Origin of the sequence: Klebsiella sp. PL-2018, from assembly GCF_019048985.1 — a bacterium.
Classification (GTDB): domain Bacteria; phylum Pseudomonadota; class Gammaproteobacteria; order Enterobacterales; family Enterobacteriaceae; genus Klebsiella; species Klebsiella michiganensis.
The window spans coordinates 2,077,920-2,094,601 of the sequence record NZ_CP077673.1; the positions used below are offsets into that span (position 1 = coordinate 2,077,920).

17 protein-coding genes are annotated in these 16,682 nt (G+C 49.8%); 9 read left to right on the plus strand and 8 right to left on the minus strand.

Annotated elements, in window-relative coordinates; all coding sequences use genetic code 11:
* Nucleotides 1–409: 409 nt before the first annotated feature.
* The 4 genes from MKleb_RS09580 to MKleb_RS09595 all read right to left on the minus strand — a co-directional run bounded on the left by MKleb_RS09580 (nucleotide 410) and on the right by MKleb_RS09595 (nucleotide 4,957).
* Complete coding sequence (locus MKleb_RS09580; RefSeq protein ID WP_025106095.1) at nucleotides 410–1,867, minus strand: glucosyltransferase domain-containing protein; 1,458 nt, start codon at nucleotides 1,865–1,867, stop codon at nucleotides 410–412.
* Nucleotides 1,864–2,856, minus strand: a complete 993-nt coding sequence (locus tag MKleb_RS09585; RefSeq protein ID WP_014229891.1) for a glycosyltransferase family 2 protein — start codon at nucleotides 2,854–2,856, stop codon at nucleotides 1,864–1,866. The genes MKleb_RS09580 and MKleb_RS09585 overlap by 4 nt, the downstream gene beginning before the upstream one ends.
* Nucleotides 2,853–3,242 (minus strand): GtrA family protein, encoded by a 390-nt coding sequence (locus tag MKleb_RS09590; protein WP_025106097.1) that lies wholly within the window; start codon nucleotides 3,240–3,242, stop codon nucleotides 2,853–2,855. The genes MKleb_RS09585 and MKleb_RS09590 overlap by 4 nt, the downstream gene beginning before the upstream one ends.
* A gap of 644 nt (nucleotides 3,243–3,886) precedes the next feature.
* Complete coding sequence (locus MKleb_RS09595) at nucleotides 3,887–4,957, minus strand: porin (RefSeq protein WP_025106098.1); 1,071 nt, start codon at nucleotides 4,955–4,957, stop codon at nucleotides 3,887–3,889.
* A gap of 627 nt (nucleotides 4,958–5,584) precedes the next feature.
* On the opposite strand from MKleb_RS09595, the gene drpB reads away from it, so the two are divergent.
* The 4 genes from drpB to MKleb_RS09615 are packed head-to-tail and all read left to right on the plus strand — an operon-like array spanning nucleotide 5,585 to nucleotide 8,569.
* A complete protein-coding gene (drpB, locus tag MKleb_RS09600; protein WP_004852229.1) occupies nucleotides 5,585–5,866 on the plus strand; it encodes a cell division protein DrpB in 282 nt (93 codons plus the stop codon).
* 42 nt (nucleotides 5,867–5,908) lie between these two features.
* Nucleotides 5,909–6,604, plus strand: a complete 696-nt coding sequence (locus MKleb_RS09605; RefSeq protein ID WP_014229888.1) for a phosphohydrolase — start codon at nucleotides 5,909–5,911, stop codon at nucleotides 6,602–6,604.
* Nucleotides 6,605–6,660: 56 nt separating this feature from the next.
* Nucleotides 6,661–8,094, plus strand: a complete 1,434-nt coding sequence (locus tag MKleb_RS09610) for a DNA cytosine methyltransferase (protein ID WP_025106099.1) — start codon at nucleotides 6,661–6,663, stop codon at nucleotides 8,092–8,094.
* Entirely contained in the window at nucleotides 8,075–8,569 is a 495-nt protein-coding gene (locus MKleb_RS09615) for a very short patch repair endonuclease (RefSeq protein ID WP_025106100.1), read from the plus strand. Before MKleb_RS09610 ends, MKleb_RS09615 begins: the two co-directional genes overlap by 20 nt.
* On the opposite strand, the gene yedA is transcribed toward MKleb_RS09615, so the two are convergent.
* Nucleotides 8,544–9,452 (minus strand): drug/metabolite exporter YedA, encoded by a 909-nt coding sequence (gene yedA / locus MKleb_RS09620; RefSeq protein ID WP_217076611.1) that lies wholly within the window; start codon nucleotides 9,450–9,452, stop codon nucleotides 8,544–8,546. The genes MKleb_RS09615 and yedA overlap by 26 nt on opposite strands.
* A gap of 183 nt (nucleotides 9,453–9,635) precedes the next feature.
* Here yedA and MKleb_RS09625 point away from each other — a divergent pair, with 183 nt between their 5' ends.
* The 3 genes from MKleb_RS09625 to dgcQ all read left to right on the plus strand — a co-directional run bounded on the left by MKleb_RS09625 (nucleotide 9,636) and on the right by dgcQ (nucleotide 12,577).
* Nucleotides 9,636–10,547 (plus strand): DUF808 domain-containing protein, encoded by a 912-nt coding sequence (locus MKleb_RS09625; RefSeq protein WP_004852222.1) that lies wholly within the window; start codon nucleotides 9,636–9,638, stop codon nucleotides 10,545–10,547.
* 75 nt (nucleotides 10,548–10,622) lie between these two features.
* On the plus strand, nucleotides 10,623–10,802 hold the full coding sequence (locus tag MKleb_RS09630; RefSeq protein WP_025106102.1) for a YodC family protein: 180 nt from the start codon (nucleotides 10,623–10,625) through the stop codon (nucleotides 10,800–10,802).
* 107 nt (nucleotides 10,803–10,909) lie between these two features.
* The gene (dgcQ, locus tag MKleb_RS09635; protein ID WP_014838854.1) at nucleotides 10,910–12,577 is read left to right on the plus strand and encodes a cellulose biosynthesis regulator diguanylate cyclase DgcQ; all 1,668 of its coding nucleotides are present in this window, start codon (nucleotides 10,910–10,912) and stop codon (nucleotides 12,575–12,577) included.
* Between the two features lie 329 nt (nucleotides 12,578–12,906).
* On the opposite strand, the gene yodD is transcribed toward dgcQ, so the two are convergent.
* Nucleotides 12,907–13,122, minus strand: a complete 216-nt coding sequence (yodD, locus tag MKleb_RS09640; protein WP_014229881.1) for a YodD family peroxide/acid resistance protein — start codon at nucleotides 13,120–13,122, stop codon at nucleotides 12,907–12,909.
* A 132-nt stretch (nucleotides 13,123–13,254) separates the two neighbouring features.
* Here yodD and dsrB point away from each other — a divergent pair, with 132 nt between their 5' ends.
* Entirely contained in the window at nucleotides 13,255–13,443 is a 189-nt protein-coding gene (dsrB, locus tag MKleb_RS09645; RefSeq protein ID WP_217076612.1) for a protein DsrB, read from the plus strand.
* Nucleotides 13,444–13,484: 41 nt separating this feature from the next.
* Here dsrB and rcsA read toward each other — a convergent pair whose 3' ends face one another.
* On the minus strand, nucleotides 13,485–14,108 hold the full coding sequence (gene rcsA / locus MKleb_RS09650; RefSeq protein WP_025106103.1) for a transcriptional regulator RcsA: 624 nt from the start codon (nucleotides 14,106–14,108) through the stop codon (nucleotides 13,485–13,487).
* Nucleotides 14,109–14,564: 456 nt separating this feature from the next.
* Between rcsA and yedD the strand changes: the two genes are divergently transcribed.
* Nucleotides 14,565–14,981, plus strand: a complete 417-nt coding sequence (gene yedD / locus MKleb_RS09655) for a lipoprotein YedD (RefSeq protein ID WP_161505342.1) — start codon at nucleotides 14,565–14,567, stop codon at nucleotides 14,979–14,981.
* A 49-nt stretch (nucleotides 14,982–15,030) separates the two neighbouring features.
* Here yedD and amyA read toward each other — a convergent pair whose 3' ends face one another.
* On the minus strand, nucleotides 15,031–16,518 hold the full coding sequence (gene amyA, locus MKleb_RS09660) for an alpha-amylase (protein WP_025106105.1): 1,488 nt from the start codon (nucleotides 16,516–16,518) through the stop codon (nucleotides 15,031–15,033).
* Nucleotides 16,519–16,682 lie beyond the last annotated feature (164 nt).

A 16,682-nucleotide genomic window follows, 5' to 3' on the forward strand; every position in this document is an offset into this window, starting at 1 on the left:
TTTTGATTTTGCCCTGCATGAATCCCTGCATTAAAATTTCTTTCTATCGCTCTGTTTTCTCGCCTCTAACGCTGTCTTTTTTACCATGTTGCCTCTTGTTGGGCATCCACTTTTATCCTCTTTAGTTCACAAGCTCACACTCTTTACAATAGCTTAGCCCGTCTTGCATCACAGATAACAAAGCAGTTAACTGCCCTTGCTACACTCGGATTCTGTAAGGATATCCTCAAGAGAAGGGATGATGGATGAAAAGGAGCGAACTCAGAAAAGCACTGGAAGCATGGGTTACTGTCGAGCGCTGTGAGGTGATAGAGAGACTTATGACCCAGGCCCGAGCTGCCGGGATAAAAACTATCCCGCGCGGATCTGGCGCGGGATCATATACCGGTATGTGGGGTGGCGAAAAGTTTCAATAGTTGGAGGTTGAACTCCTCATCGCATCGCCCGTTTTTATAATGATGCAATCAGTGGCGCATTGCTCCTTTGCCGTCAGAATAACATTCTCGGGAAGCCTGAAATGCATTGACTTGCTAATTAAGATTTGCTCCGCCATCCCCTTGATAGCCCAGGGAGCCGCAAGGGAAATATTGCCAAACTCGTCATAACGTTGTGTTTTAGTAAAGGCGTTATAGGCAGGATCTTGAATGTCAAAAAGAACATCCCCTGTAAATGTTTTCCCCACCTTGTAGGAAAGCGCGCTGGCTAATGCGTTTAACTCCGATTTTTGTGGGATAATGAAACCATTAAAGATATTGTATGATGCAGCGATCATCGCGAATACCGTCAATATGGGTAGCGCTTTTTTTGCTATGTTGAGTTTGCTTGTCAAGGCATCTAACCCAATAATAATAAGAGCGCATGTGAAGAATTCCAGTGCTATCAGTGACCTATATGCAGCCCAGTTTTCCTTGACTAATAAGTTTGGAGAGTAGGCGCCAATCCCCATGATAATAAACATAAGAACCTTAATCGGGCCTGATTTGCCTTTTATTATTGAAAGTAAACCTATTGCGCAAATTATTAATGAGAGCGTTGTGAAAAAGGTGCCTGGAGTTATATTAAAGTTGTTGATAGCGTTAATCAACGGTTCTTTTATAAACCATCGTAATTTCTCAAGTGGATTATTAGTTAACTCGGCACGTGCAATTGAACTGCCATATAACCATACAGGTACAAATTTTGAAAATAGCAGGCTGCCAAGCATGCCGATAAATAAAACTGCGCCACTGATTAAAACAATGTTGATGGAAAAGGGTTTGTCTTTTTTCAGACAGTTATCAAGCATGACGAAAAATAAAAATGCCATCGCCGTTGGTTGATATATGGCAAATGCAAACCATAAAATAATGACGGATGCTGCAAATCTTATAATTGTCGTTTTCTTATTGATCGGTTTTAATGTCGCATAACTTATTCCGGCAAGGAGTATGGAGAGTACAAAAGGGAAACATGTCGCCCAGGAATTATAAACCTGTACTGCGGGCGTCAGGCATATTAATAAAGGGAATACGATCGTTGTTATTTTACGCTCGAATATGTTTCTTTTTTCTATAAATGAAAAAAGAAAAAAGCAAAACATAAATACCGATATTACGGTAAAAAATCTAAGATAGGCAAGGTCATCGATATTGTGAACTAGCGTAAAGGCAAGCCGTCTGGCAACGGCATACAAGGGTCTGCCGGATTGCATATCCCATTGAAACGGAGAACCTTTCCCTGAAAAAACATCGGAAAGTGTCGACCAGTCATCTGAAAATGCGTAACTAAATATAATCGTTGGGCTATAAACTAAGAAAATTGCCGCGAGGTAAAGCATTGCAATAATTTTTTTAGAGTAAGACGTCATCCGTTCGTCCTCAGTGTTCATTGCTCGCCTCTCATTTCGTGTTTTGCTACCTCTTCGATAAAATATTTGGGCCGATTTTTGGATTCCATATATATTTTCCCAACGTATTCGCCAATTATCCCCAAAGAAAGCATCTGGACACCGCCAAGGAAGAAAATCGCAATCATTACAGATGTCCAACCCGCAACGGTATTTCCCAGGAGCTTCTCAATGAAGGCATAGATTGCCGCTAGTGAAGATAGAAGGCATGTGGCAACCCCAGCGGCGGCGATCATACGTAATGGAGTAATTGTCAGAGACGTTATTCCTTCTAACGCCAGTGCTACCATCTTTTTTAAGGGGTATTTTGATTCGCCTGCAACCCTTTCATCTCTGCTATAATAAACGCTGCTGGACTTATAACCCAACAGCGGAATTAGCCCCCTTAAATATAAATTTTGTTCTTTAAAATCTTTTAATGCTGTCAACGCTGTACGGCTAAGAAGCCGGAAGTCCGCATGGTTAGGAACCTGATTGACACCCAGCCCTGACATCAGAGAATAAAATTTATTGGCTGTTGCCCTTTTAAATACTGAGTCACTACTCCTGTTGTCGCGTACGCCATAAACAATCTCAAACCCTTCATGATATTTGTCGATCATTTTCTCAATGCAACCTATATCATCCTGTAAGTCTGCATCAATACTTACGGTAACGTCCGTATCCGCGTTTGCCAACCCCGCCAGCAGGGCGATCTGATGGCCCCGGTTCCTTGATAATTTCAGACCGCGGACGAATGACTTTTCCTGTGATGTGGATTTAATTTGTTCCCAGGTGTTGTCTTTACTGCCATCATCGACAAAGAGGATATAACTATTTCGAGCGATTTTTTCTTTTGCAAGGAGGTTTTGTAATACCGTGGTAAGCCCCTCCAGGCAGTATGGAAAGGCCTCTTTTTCATTATAACAAGGAACAACGATTGCTAACGAAGGTATTTTGCTCCTCGTGTGGTTTATATTAATTTCTTTCATTTCATTGACCAGTATTTGTTTAGAATAAAACCAGCTGTTGTGTAAATCACCATGCCTACAACTTGCGCTGTATAAATAGCATTAGGTATGACAATGAAAAAAACTTTCATTGCTATTAAATTTAAAATGTAACAAAAAGCGCATGTGGATACGAATTTGATAAATCTCAGGGGACTCAATGTCGTTGAGAAAGTGAACTTCGCATTCATAACAAAACTGAAAATAATGCCAGCGACATAACCTGTTGCATTTGAAAGGTAGACTCCCACGCCGACATGCATCAGGCCAAATATAACAACTGCCGTAATGGCTGTATTTGCCAGGCCAACGATAATGTACCTGACCGCTTCTCTGGATATATTTTTTTTCAAGGTGTAATTAATCATTTATTGATTTACATCAATTTTGAAAAGGGCGGTTAAGAGACTGAATGCACGGTCGATATAAGCAATGAGCCCCTGGAATATAAGTATTTGACGCCAACTCGTGGTCGGTGTCAACCCGGGTTTTTATTACCGTGGACATATTCCTCGGCGGGTATTGTTTTACGTTTCTCTGGCCGAGCTTGTATGGATATGATAATGCCGAATGGCGGCGATATAAAAGCCGGAAAGCAATCGGAGGCGTGAGCTCTGGTGCGGTCATATCAGGCAGAGCTGCGGTATTAACTTGTCTACTGTTACGGTATTTATGCGCGGACGTTGCTGCGCTCAAGAAGAAAAAACAGTTTAAATCTCCCGGATAGGGCTGAGGGCGGGGAGTGAAAATATTGTGAGTTTTTTGTTTTTTTATTGTTAATTATATCATTTGCATGATGACGTAATTTTCTTCCAACGTCTCCCGTCACAAAGGATATCACGCCTCGAAGGGGCTATAATTATCATCTTCATGATTTACTGCGGAGCAATCGTTGATAGATCGCAACGCCTCATCTTTCTGCCGTGTAGCGATATTCGCGATGCAGGACGAGGAGTCGTTGGTAAAAACGAAAAAACCCGCACGAGGCGGGCTTTAGATTAACCAGGCAGTCTTAGAACTGGTAGGTGATACCCACGGCGAACTGATCGTCGGTGGCTGCGCCACTTACCGCCGCGTCTTCATCATCGATCAGATTGAATTTGTATGCGGTGTAAACGTTGAAGTTTTTGTTGAAATAGTACCAGGCACCCAATTCAACGTAGTTCATGATATCCGCATTAGTGTCTTCTTTGGCGCCCAGGTCTTTACCTTTCGCGTAGACATAGCCCAGGGATGGACGCAGGCCAAAATCAAACTGATACTGAACAACGGCTTCGATGTTCTGGGTGTGATTGGCAAAGCTGCCAAAAGTCGTTTTCTCCAGCGGAGTCATGTTACGGGATTCACCGTACATGACTGATGCATACAGACTATTTGCATCGTATTTAGCCGCCAGGTTCCAGACTTCAGCTTTTTCGCCTCTGCGGTCCGCAGCTTGTTCATCAGTACGGTCAGAGTTGCTGTAGGCGCCAACGAAACCGAAGCCGTCAAAGTTGTAGTTAACGGAGAAACCAAAACCGTCGCCGTTTGATTTTTTCGCGGTGGTATCGTTGTTTTTACCCTGATACTGCAGAGCAAAGTTCAGGCCATCCACCATGCCGAAGAAGTCGGTGTTACGGTAGGTTGCTACGCCGTTGGTACGGCCGGTCATGAAGTTATCGGTGTAAACCAGACCGTCACCACCCCACTCAACGAGCATATCAGTGTAACCCGCCGCGTCATAAACCACGCCGTAGTTACGACCATAATCGAATGAACCGTAGTCGCTGAATTTCAGACCGGCGAATGCTAAACGAGTAGCGCTGCCCTGTTGACCTTCCGGTTTGTCCGCTTTGATGTTGTATTCAAACTGGCCATAGCCGGTCAGTTCATTGCTAATCTGGGTCTCGCCTTTGACGCCGAAACGCGCATAGGAGGTATCGTCAGAGTTGTTGTTGCCGCCATCATGGGTCATGATGTGTTCGCCAACCATTTTGCCGTAGAAATCCAGTTTGTTGCCGTTCTTATTATAGATCTCTGCTGCATTAGCCGCGCCAGCAACTAATAAAGCTGGAACCAGAATTGCCAGTACTTTTCTTTTCATTATATATTCCCTTTTGATTATAATTAATATGAATTGTGTCATTCCTTCCGGGGTGACTATTAAATACTAACGACGAAGTTCATTTTTCTTTAAATTAAAAATGTAACTAAATTATATCTAATATTACAAAATGTTTCTGTTCTATTCATTATATTTAAATTGTATTGGTGTTTGAAAATTTATTTATTGTGTTTATGTCTTTTAATAACATTGGTTTATGATTGGTTTTGTATGATTTTTGTTGTCCATAAGCTTCATGTGCTCTATGAATTGCGGGGTTGTATTTATATGTTATATGTTTATTTCTCAATCTCTTATTGCCGCCACTTTTCTGTAAAGATAAAGCGAAGGGCGAGCAAGCAAATATGATATTTGAGGCAGGGAAGGTGGGGGTGAATATGGTCTCAGAAATTCAGTTATATTCATTAATTTGTATTATTTAAAAACGAAATGAATTCATTGACTATATGTAGCAGGCGATAGGGTCGTGCTCCCGACCAGTGCGCAAAATCGAACCCGTGAGAGAGGGATCTGCTGTTTTGCAGGCGTTTTCGCTATATAATGTGACCGATATCACATTTTTACCGGTGGGTGATAGGGGTTGTGAAGTAGATGGAGAACAAATGAATGGAAGATAAAGCGAAAAGAAGTCCTGGCGGGAAACTGGCGCTGTGGGCATTTTACGCCTTTTGCGGCTATTTCCTGTGGGCGATGGCGCGTTACTGGTGGGTTGTGGGGAAGATTGAAAGCGTGCCCGGCGCCACGATTGACGGCGAGCTCGGCTCAACGGCAGGAAAATGGATTGGCGCGCTGCTGGGTTTTCTTGTGTTGGGTATTGTCGGGACCCTTCTCGGGGCGATCGCCTGGTACACGCGTCCTAATCCGCAGATGTATGAACATCACGATTAAAATTGCTATGCTCGTTGCTGGCCTTATATCAAAGGAACGCGCATGGACCTTTATCACTGGCAGCAACGATTTGAAGCCTGGCTAAGCCAACATCACGGGCAAGAGGATGCTGCTCACGATATTTCACACTTCCGCCGGGTATGGGCTACCGCGCAGCAGTTGGCCGAAGAGACCGCTGCCGACCGCCTGGTGATCCTCACTGCCTGCTACTTTCATGACATTGTCAGCCTGGCGAAAAACCATCCTGAGCGAAGCCGTTCTTCTGCGATGGCTGCGGAAAAAACGCTGGCTATCCTTCAGTCCGCTTTTCCTGATTTCCCCCCGGAACGCTACGCGGCGGTTTTACACGCGATTGAAGCCCACAGTTTTAGCGCGGCAATTGCTCCGCAAAGCGAAGAAGCGAAAATCGTCCAGGATGCCGATCGCCTTGAGGCGCTGGGGGCGATAGGGCTGGCGCGCGTATTTGCGGTGTCCGGCGCGCTGAACAATAGCTTGTTTGATGCCCGCGATCCCTTTGCTGACCGGCGGGAATTGGATGACAAAACGTATGCGCTGGATCACTTCCAGTGCAAGCTGCTGCGTTTACCGAAAACGATGCAGACAGAAAAGGGCAGGGCAATGGCGGTGCACAATGCGCGTTTTCTGGTGCAGTTTATGGCCAAGCTGAGCGCAGAGCTTCGCGGAGAGCCGATGGCGCTTGATGCTGAGGTTTTGCAGCGCTTTGATCCACTAGCATAAAACTGGCCGCGCTATTTATGGTAACCTCTGCAAAAATAGTCGGGCTGGTTGAGGTTATGGCGCAAAATTTATCCAAGGAAAATCCCCCGTCTTTGAAGGTTGAACATACCGGAGAAGACGCGCAGGCGCTATTGCGTCAGCTAATGGCGATATACGATGTCAAAACGCTGGTCGCGCAGTTAATTGCCGTCGGCGAGCAGCACTGGAGCCCGGCTATCCTCAAGCGCGTTGCGACGGTAGCGCGCGCGGCAGGTCGTATCACCCGCCAGGAGCAGGCCCACCTGCGCACGCTCCTGCCGGAGCCGCCGGCGCATCATCCGCATTATGGGTTCCGCTTCGTCGATCTGTTTGCCGGTATCGGCGGTATTCGCCACGGTTTTGAAGCGATTGGCGGGCAATGCGTGTTTACCAGCGAATGGAATAAACATGCGGTGCGCACCTATAAAGCCAACTGGTACTGCGATCCTGAGCAGCATCGTTTCAATGAAGATATCCGCGATGTGACTTTGAGCCATCTCCCTGAGGTGAGCGAGGAAGAAGCCGCGCAGCATATACGCCAGACTATCCCGCAGCATGACGTTTTACTGGCCGGCTTCCCCTGCCAGCCGTTTTCTCTCGCCGGCGTGTCGAAGAAGAATGCCCTTGGTCGCGCTCACGGCTTTGCCTGCGAAACGCAGGGGACGCTGTTTTTTGACGTGGTCAGGATTATCGCCGCCCGTCAGCCGCCGATTTTTGTTCTGGAGAACGTCAAAAACCTGAAGAGTCACGATCGGGGGCGGACGTTTCGTATCATTATGCAGACGCTGGATGAGCTGGGGTACGAGGTTGCCGACGCGGCGCATACCGGGGCGGATGACCCTAAAGTCATCGACGGGCGCTATTTTTTACCCCAGCACAGGGAGCGTATTGTGCTGGTGGGTTTCCGGCGCGATCTCCAGCTGCATGAGGGATTTACCCTGCGCGATATCGCCGCTCTCTATCCCACTCGCCGGCCGACCTTTGGCGAGCTGCTGGAGCCCGCGGTTGACGACAAATTTATTCTCACCAGGGTGCTGTGGAAGTATCTCTATCGCTACGCGCGTAAGCACCAGGAGCGGGGGAACGGTTTTGGCTACGGGCTCGTCGACCCAACGAATCCGCACAGCGTGGCGCGAACGCTCTCTGCGCGCTATTACAAAGATGGCGCGGAAATCCTCATTGACCGGGGCTGGGATCGGCCTCTGGGCGAAAAGCATTTTGATGACCCTGAAAACCAGCTTCGTCGTCCGCGCAGGCTGACGCCCCGCGAGTGCGCGAGGCTTATGGGTTTTGAGACGCCGCAGGGATATCGCTTCCGTATTCCGGTCTCGGATACCCAGGCCTATCGCCAGTTTGGCAATTCCGTCGTCGTGCCGGTATTTGCGGCGGTGGCGAAGCTGCTGGCGCCGCGTATTGAACAAGCGGTTGCCAGGCGTGAGCAAGAGATTAACCATGGCCGACGTTCACGATAAAGCCACCCGCAGTAAAAACATGCGCGCGATAGGCACCCGCGATACGGCAATAGAGAAACGGCTGGCTGGGCTACTGGCGGGCGCCGGATTCTCTTTTACCGTACAGGATGCCGCGCTGCCCGGCCGCCCGGATTTTGTCGTGGCGGACTATCAGTGCGTTATCTTTACCCACGGCTGCTTCTGGCATCATCATGATTGCTATCTGTTCAAGGTTCCCGCCACAAGAACTGCATTCTGGCTGGATAAAATAGCCAAAAACGTGGCGCGCGATCGCCGGGATATCGGGCGACTGGCGGAGCAGGGATGGCGGGTGCTGGTGGTCTGGGAGTGCGCGCTGCGCGGGCGAAAGAAGCTCAATGACGACGCGCTGGGAGAACGGCTGGAAGAGTGGATCTGCGGCGGCGGTCAGTGCGCGCAGATCGATACTCAGGGCATAGGTGTGCTGGACGCTACTTCTCCGCCTTACAGGATGTAATTTCACGACGCGCCGGGAGCAGGTATTTGCCGAGCGTCACCAGAATGACCGCGAAGATGATAATCCCGAGCGCCAGCCACTCTACGGCAGATAAGCTTTCTCCGGCAAAGCCGGTTCCCAGCAGTACGGCGACCACCGGGTTTACGTAGGCATAGCTGGTCGCTACCGCCGGTGTTACGTTACGAATCAAATACATATATGCGTTAATTGCGATAAGCGAACCGAAGATAGCCAGATAGGCGACGGCAAAAATACCGGACCACGACGGCATCTGGGTTAGTTTTTCTCCGGTTAGCGCGGAGGCAATCAGCACGACGCCTGCCGCCAGCATCTCAATGGCGCCCGCCATCATCCCCGTTGGTAGCTCGATTCGCGAGCCGTAGACGGAACCAAACGCCCAGCTCATTGAACCGATAAGTATCAGTAGCGCGCCCCAGGGATTACCGTTCAGGTTGCCGCCGCTGTTGAGCAGTACGATCCCCGCGAGGCCAATAGCGATACCCAACCACTCAAGCTTACGGGTCGCAATACCAAAAAAGCGGCTAAAACACAGGGTGAACAGCGGCACCGTCGCGACCATGACCGCCGCAATGCCTGAAGGCACGTGCTGATGTTCGGCGAGCGTCACAAAGCCATTACCTACCGCCAGCAGCAGCACACCAATCAGCGCCGCGTTAAGCAGCGGCTTTCGCGCAGGCAGCTTATGACCGGTTGCCAGCAGCCAGGCAGTTAGCACCGCGCCCGCGGAAAGAAAACGCACGCCAGCCATCATCAGCGGAGGCCAACTGGCGACGCCGACGGCGATAGCGAAATAGGTGGAACCCCAGATGATATACAGCGCAAACAGCGCCCCGATGAGCGGTAACAGCTGACGGGTAGACATACTTCCTCACGACGGTGCAGAGATAGAAAGGGGACGTATAGTAAACGTGAAAACTATCGTGCTGGCGAGTGCTTTAATTCGCCTGCTATGGTTAAATTTTTGTTGACTATGGACACCGGTGGGCGAAAAAGCGCTTTTGCTTCATACTTCAGGAGGAACAATCATAAATGAAGGAATGCAATTTTGGCGGGAAGTAGTCTATTAACCTTATTGGATGATATTGCCACGTTACTCGATGATATTTCGGTCATGGGGAAACTGGCAGCAAAAAAAACGGCAGGCGTATTGGGAGACGATCTCTCGCTTAATGCTCAACAGGTCACCGGCGTGCGGGCCAACCGCGAACTGCCGGTAGTTTGGGGCGTAGCCAAAGGCTCATTGATCAATAAAGTCATCCTGGTGCCGCTGGCGTTGTTGATCAGCGCTTTTATTCCGTGGGCGATTACGCCGCTGCTGATGCTGGGGGGCGCGTTTCTGTGTTTTGAAGGCGTCGAGAAGGTGCTGCACAGCCTGCAGGCGCGCAAACACAAGGAGGATCCGCAGGTTCGCCAGCGGCGGCTTGAGGCCCTGGCGAACCAGGACCCTATGGCTTTTGAACGGGATAAAGTGAAAGGGGCGATACGCACCGATTTTATTTTGTCGGCTGAAATTGTCGCCATCACGCTTGGGATTGTGGCGGAAGCGCCGTTATTGAATCAGATCCTGATTTTATCCGGCATCGCGCTTCTGGTGACGGTGGGGGTCTACGGTCTGGTGGGGATCATCGTCAAGCTGGATGATATGGGCTACTGGCTGGTGGAGAAAACCAGCTCGCTGGCGCAGTGGACAGGCAAGGCGTTGTTGGCGATCGCGCCCCGTCTGATGAAAGTGTTGTCCATTGTTGGCACTCTGGCGATGTTCCTGGTGGGCGGCGGTATTGTGGTCCACGGTATTGCGCCGCTGCACCACGCTATTGAAAATCTGGCCCATGGGCAGAACGGGGTCATTGCCTCGCTGCTGCCAACGGGCGCCAACCTGGTGCTGGGATTCATCATTGGCGCCATCGTGCTGGCTGGAGTGAAAGCGATTGCCGCTCTGCGTCGTCCGGCAAAGTAAATGTGCTCCTGGTCATGCAAAGTGGTTCAGCTTCGTCTATGTTAAATCTGTTTCTTCCTGATACCGGAGGCAAAAATGGTCTTGTTGGTCAGTGATGAAGTCAGGCGTAAAAGCGGTGGCCCCCGAATGGTCGTTACCGGGTTCGCCAACGGCATGGTTGAATGTCGCTGGTATGACGGTTACGGCGTTAAGCGCGAGGCGTTTCGTGAAGATGAACTTATTCGCGGAGGGGGAGGGAAGCTGAACCGCTCCTGACCCGTTATCAGCGCCCGGCATTCGTCGGGCGCTTTCATATTAATGGTTGTTTTACGAACAGGGAGCGTGGATGACGTTTGCTTCTTTAACCGTGCTGCGAGAAAACGATGGATAAGCTGATGTGGGTGAAAAAATTGCGCCAGATTTTAAGCCCCGGATATGTGGTTAACCTCTGTTTTTTTATCGTCTTCTGCTTTTCCACGTTGTTGATATGGCGTGAGATCAAGGTCCTTGAAGAAGCCTACGTCGCAAACCAGCGCAATAATCTTGAAAACGTTTCCCATGAGTTCGACAGCCTGCTGCAGTTTAACATCGACAGAATGATTTTTTTTCGTAACGGGATGCAATCGGCGCTGGGAACGCCGCTGGATTTTGTCGTATTGCGCAAGGCGGAAGAGGATTATTTAAAAAAGCGGCATGATCCCCTCTGGTCCGTTGAGATTCATAACCGGCGGACGCTGCCGGTCTATGGCGTTGCCGATGCATTTGTCGACGGCGACGCGCTTCTCTCTCGCGATAATTCCTTTTCCGGCAATGAGCTCATGGCCACTCTTGAGCTGGGCTATATGCTGCGTCTGGCTAATAACAACCGTGGTTTTGCGAAACGTATGCTGTACGTGTCGCGCAATGGCTTTTTTACCACCACCGAGCCGCTGAAGAATGCGACACAGGCGCTGGCGCTGTATTCGCGGGCGACAAGCGCCCCCTGGTTTACCCGGCAAACGCAGAGGAATAATCCTGCTCGCGGCATCGTGTGGCAAACCTTTCCCGATGAGGCGTCGCAGCGCGAAATGCAGGTGGTGACGGCGTCTATTCCGCTTGATTTCCAGCGCTATTGGCTCGGCGTACTGGCAATGGATTTCTCGGTACAAGAGATGAAAACGTTTCTGGTCAATGCGATTAAAACGGGCGAAGAGGGCGAGTACCAGCTTTACGATAATCAGCTCAATTTGATTGCCTCTTCCGCGCCGGGCAACGTACTAACGCTGCTGTCGCCGCGGGAACAGGAGATGCTGAGCCGCGCGTCTTCTCATGAGAATCAGGGAGGGATTCGCCTGGTCACGCGTTATATTAGCTGGGAAAACTTACGCAATTTTGATGGGGTACTGATCCGTATCCATACGATCCGGGAAGGCGTCCGCGGTGACTTTGGCAGCATCACCATTGCTTTAATGCTGATGTGGCTCATGTTCACGCTGATGTTGATGATCTCCTGGCTGGTGATCCGCCGAATGGTGCGCAATATGAGCGTGCTGCAGACCTCCCTGGAGTGGCAGGCCTGGCACGATGCGTTAACCCGCCTATTAAACCGCGGCGCGCTGTTTGAACGCGCCACTGCAGAAACTCGCCTGAGCGAGCGTTTAAAGCGGCCCGTTGCGGTGATTCAGCTCGATCTGGATTATTTCAAAAGCGTTAACGACCTGTACGGCCATCACGCGGGCGATCGCGTGCTGTCGCTGGTGGCGAGTACTATCGCCAGCCATATTCGGCAAGGCGATCTTGCGGGGAGAGTTGGCGGGGAGGAGTTTTGTATTGTGCTGCCGAATACCGCGTTAAAAGAAGCGAAGGCGATTGCTGAACGGATCCGTATCCGGATCAATAGCCGCGAAATTTTGCTGGGTAACAGCACGTCTTTGCGTATTACCGCTTCGTTTGGGGTGAGCTGTAGCGAGGATTCGGGTGAGTATAACTTTGAAAATTTGCAGTCTGTTGCCGATCATCGCCTGTATCTGGCCAAGCAAAACGGACGCGATCGGGTCTGCGCCGAAGGGTAAAATTAATTCCCCATGTAAATAAATTGAATTGAAATCATCCACTACGGTTATTTTAGTGAGATTATTCTTAAAAAACGTTTGGCGGCGATCGGACGTTCGTGGAAGAACAAATGTCTGCAGTCCTTGCCTGGCGAGCGTTGCCAGCGTGAGGGGGAAGGTAAGCCACGTTTTTCAATAATTTGCTTCATGAATGTTTGTTGTCATGCAAAATAATTGAGGGTAATGTTTGTAGCGCATCGGATATCCTGGTGTAACGAATTTTCAAGTGCTTCTTGCATTAGCAAGCTTCATCCCGACTCCTGCGAGTCGGGATTTTTTTCGCACAGAATTCAGCGGTTGGCTTCCGTGATGCTGAAATCATGGATATCGAGCTCAAAGGCCTCAGCCAGCTCGCGCCAGGTGTGGTAACCCCGGCCATCAATACTGACGTGGTGGGGATCGTCTTGCGTACGCTGAACTTCACTTTCGCTGATTTCATTAATCGCCGCCAGCAGGGCGTCAACGTCTACGCTTCCTGCGCCTTGATTTTCTTTGGCGGTTTTCATTGCGGGTACCTCGCTTAACTCAGACAGGGCTATTTAAGTATAGTCGGTCTACAAAAACAGCAGTTACCGGGCAGGACACTGCGCGATCGGCAGTTTTGTTCTACACTGGCTCAAAAATAGAGGAGATGAGTTATGCAGGTAAACGATCGTGTCACGGTGAAGACCGATGGTGGCCCACGTCGATCGGGTGTTGTACTGGCGATAGAGTCGTTTAGCGAAGGCGTAATGTACCTGGTTTCGCTGGAAGATTACCCGCTCGGGATCTGGGTTTTTAATGAGAACGGTCATCCCGACGGTATTTTCGTTGAGCGGGACGAGTGATTTGCCTCAAGTGAACTGGCGGCAGCGGCCGCCAGCGTCTTTCAACGCAGGTTGACGTGAATTCCGGAGGTGATGTTTTCAGCCAGTCGTACGATATGATAAATCACCTGTTTGTTGTGGGTATGAATTTTCTTTTTAATATTGCCCTTATGCGATGAGACGGTTTTGGCCTTAATGTTCATCTGCGCTGATATGTGCGAGGTTCCGTGCCCGGCCATCCACATCTGCAGCATATTTGATTCGGTCTGGCTTAAGGACAGCGTGGGGATATTAATCCGGGTGGGACGATAGTTCTCATATTTCAGGCGGATGGCAAGGATGTCGTCCAGGTCTTTTTCGGTCAGTGATTTAGAGCAGATAAGTAAGTTTTTGCGCACCAGCAGGTAGTGATCGAAATGTATATTCGCCAGCGACATAAAGATAACAAATAGCGTCGCAGGATACTGGCTAATGATTTGCCGGATAAGCTGGTTGCTCTCTTCATGATGAATAAAGCAGTCTTCGTTGATAAATACCACCGTAGGGCGGCTAGTCTCGCAGAGAGCCTTCAGGCTCGGCGCACTGTGTACTTCAGTGATATCGCGCTTCCTTACCCCTCTGCCCGTCAGGTACCCGGTTAATCCCAGCCGGGTGAAGCTGCACAAATCCATGATAATCGTTGACATGACCCATCCTCAATCAACACGTAACGATAATTTATTCCTCGCTGACAAGCGCGATGAAGTCCATTTTGTTAGCAATAAAAAACGACTGCTGCCGTGGAACCATTAGGCAGCCTGAACTATTCCGTAATAAGCCCCATAATTTGCCAGGAATATTCTCAAAGTAAAGGCTACAAATCGCTATGTGGAGGAAATAAAAACAATAAATACCCGTCATATATAAGTTTGCCATTTTAGCGGCTTTTTAAAATAGGATTATCCTTATATTGAATGGTTAAAATAACACCTGCTGATTTATGGGTTTTATTCGATGGGTTAGAATAACTTAACATTTGAAGGCTATTTTTTACCATATTGGGTGTGCCCGACGTTCGCCCTGCTGCGCTGTTGCCGAATCGCGAAGGGTGGCGAGCTTAACGCTTTAATGCCACAATGTTTTTTTATCGGTGTGTGGGATGGATGATGAAAAAGATAGTGTTTGCTGGCGCTCTGCTGGCCCTGGCCGGCTGTGTTCAGGTTGATAGCTACAGCGAGGTTGTTAAAGCGCCAGCGCCGGCTGGGCTGGAAGGATACTGGCAATCGGCCGGCCCGCAGAGTGAAATGATGAGCCCGGATGCGATTGCGAGCCTGATCGTCACCAAAGAGGGCAATACCCTTGACTGTCGCCAGTGGCAGCGGGTTATCGTCCTGCCGGGTAAATTAATGAAGCGTGATGATGCGGTTTATAACGTCACCTCCGCGTTGGATGTTTATCCGATTGAGCGCGAAGGCGATACCCTGAGCTACGACCGGATGACGCTCAAGCGGGTGGATCGTCTCACCCCGGAGTGTGAACAGGCATGGAAAAAGGCCTCGGCTGATAAAAGCGGGCAATAAGCTTTTTGCGGGCTGAAACCCTTCTCAGCCCGCGGCGTTTCTCTGTATTTTATAGCACCTCTTCGATAACCCAGACGCTGACGCTGCCGCCGTTACAGGTAAAAACCCCGTTTCCTTCATCGTCGGTTTCAATCACTTCCTCGCGGTTGCCGAGAAAATCACGCCAGCGTTTATTACGGTAGTTTTCCCCCAGAGGAAGCGTTTTTTCTCCGTCGTCACCGTTGGAAAGCACCACCACGCAGCCCGGATCCTCTTCGGTACCGCTGCGGCTGAAAGCGATACAGTTCGGATGATCGAACCACAAAGTTTGTACGCCGTGAGCAAAACGCTGACGGGCATCGATCAGTTCGTGTAATTGCTCAATAACCGGCATCTCAACGGCGTAGGTCTCGCCGTCGCCGCCGGTATCTTCGTAGCTGGCGCCGAACAGGTCGGCATAAAAGACGGACGGAACGCCGTTTTCACGTAACAAAATGAGCGCATAAGCCAGCGGTTTGAACCAGGCCTCAACCGGCGCCTCCAGCGCCTGCAGCGGCTGGGTATCATGGTTGGTCACCAGGGTTACGGCGTGGAACGGGTCGGCTTCCACCAGGGTGCCGCTAAAAATCTGGCTCATGTCATAGTCGCGTCCCTGCCGCGAGGCTTCATGGAATTTCATCTGCAGCGGCGCGTCAAAGAGCATCGTCTTACCGTCAACCATGTCGATATACTGCTGGAGCTTATCGACTTCATGCGACCAGTATTCCGCCACGATAAACAGCGGCTTTGTCGCCACCTCCTGGACGTGGTCAATCCACTCTTTATAAAACCAGGCGGGGATATGTTTAACCGCATCGAGGCGGAAGCCATCGCAGCCGGTCTGTTCCATCACCCAGCGGGCCCAGTACTTAATCTCCTCGGTTACCGCCCGATTGCGAAAATCGATATTTTCACCCATCAGGTAGTCGAAGTTACCCATTTCATCATCAACCTGATCGTTCCATCCCTCTCCGGTATAGTCGTTGACGATTTTAAACACGCCATCTTCATCAGGATTCTCAATATGGTCGATGCCGCTGAAGCACTTATAATCCCAGATGAATTCAGAGTATTTGCCGGCGCGTACCGGGAAGGTGTAGCGCGTCCAGGCTTCACATTCCACAATCTCCTCGGCGATTTGCGTGCGGTCGTTTTGATCAACCCGCTGAATACGTACCGGCTCTTTTTCATCCGCGCCCATTTTATGGTTGACCACGACGTCAAGGAGTACGGCGATATCGTGCTGGCGCAGGGCGGATATGGCGGCCAGAAGCTGGGCTTTATCGCCATATTTTGTGGCGACAGACCCCTTCTGGTCGAATTCGCCGAGGTCAAACAGATCGTAGCAATCATAACCGACAGAGTAGCCGCCGGAGGCGCCTTTGTAGGCAGGAGGCAACCAAATCATGTTAATGCCGATTTCGTTGAGGTTTGGCGCCAGGGCTTCGACTTCACGCCATAACTCGCCGCCGGTGGGGTAGTACCAGTGAAAGCACTGCAGTAACGTGGGGTTTTTCATCTTCCATGCTCCATACGTCATCAAGCTGACCATTGCAGTATGAGAGATATCCAGCAAAATGGAGATATTTTCGATACGTTTTCACTATGCCCTAAAAGGCATCATATATAATAATTTGGAATAAGATGTAGCGTATCGATGTTGGTGACTAAGGTTAAACGCCT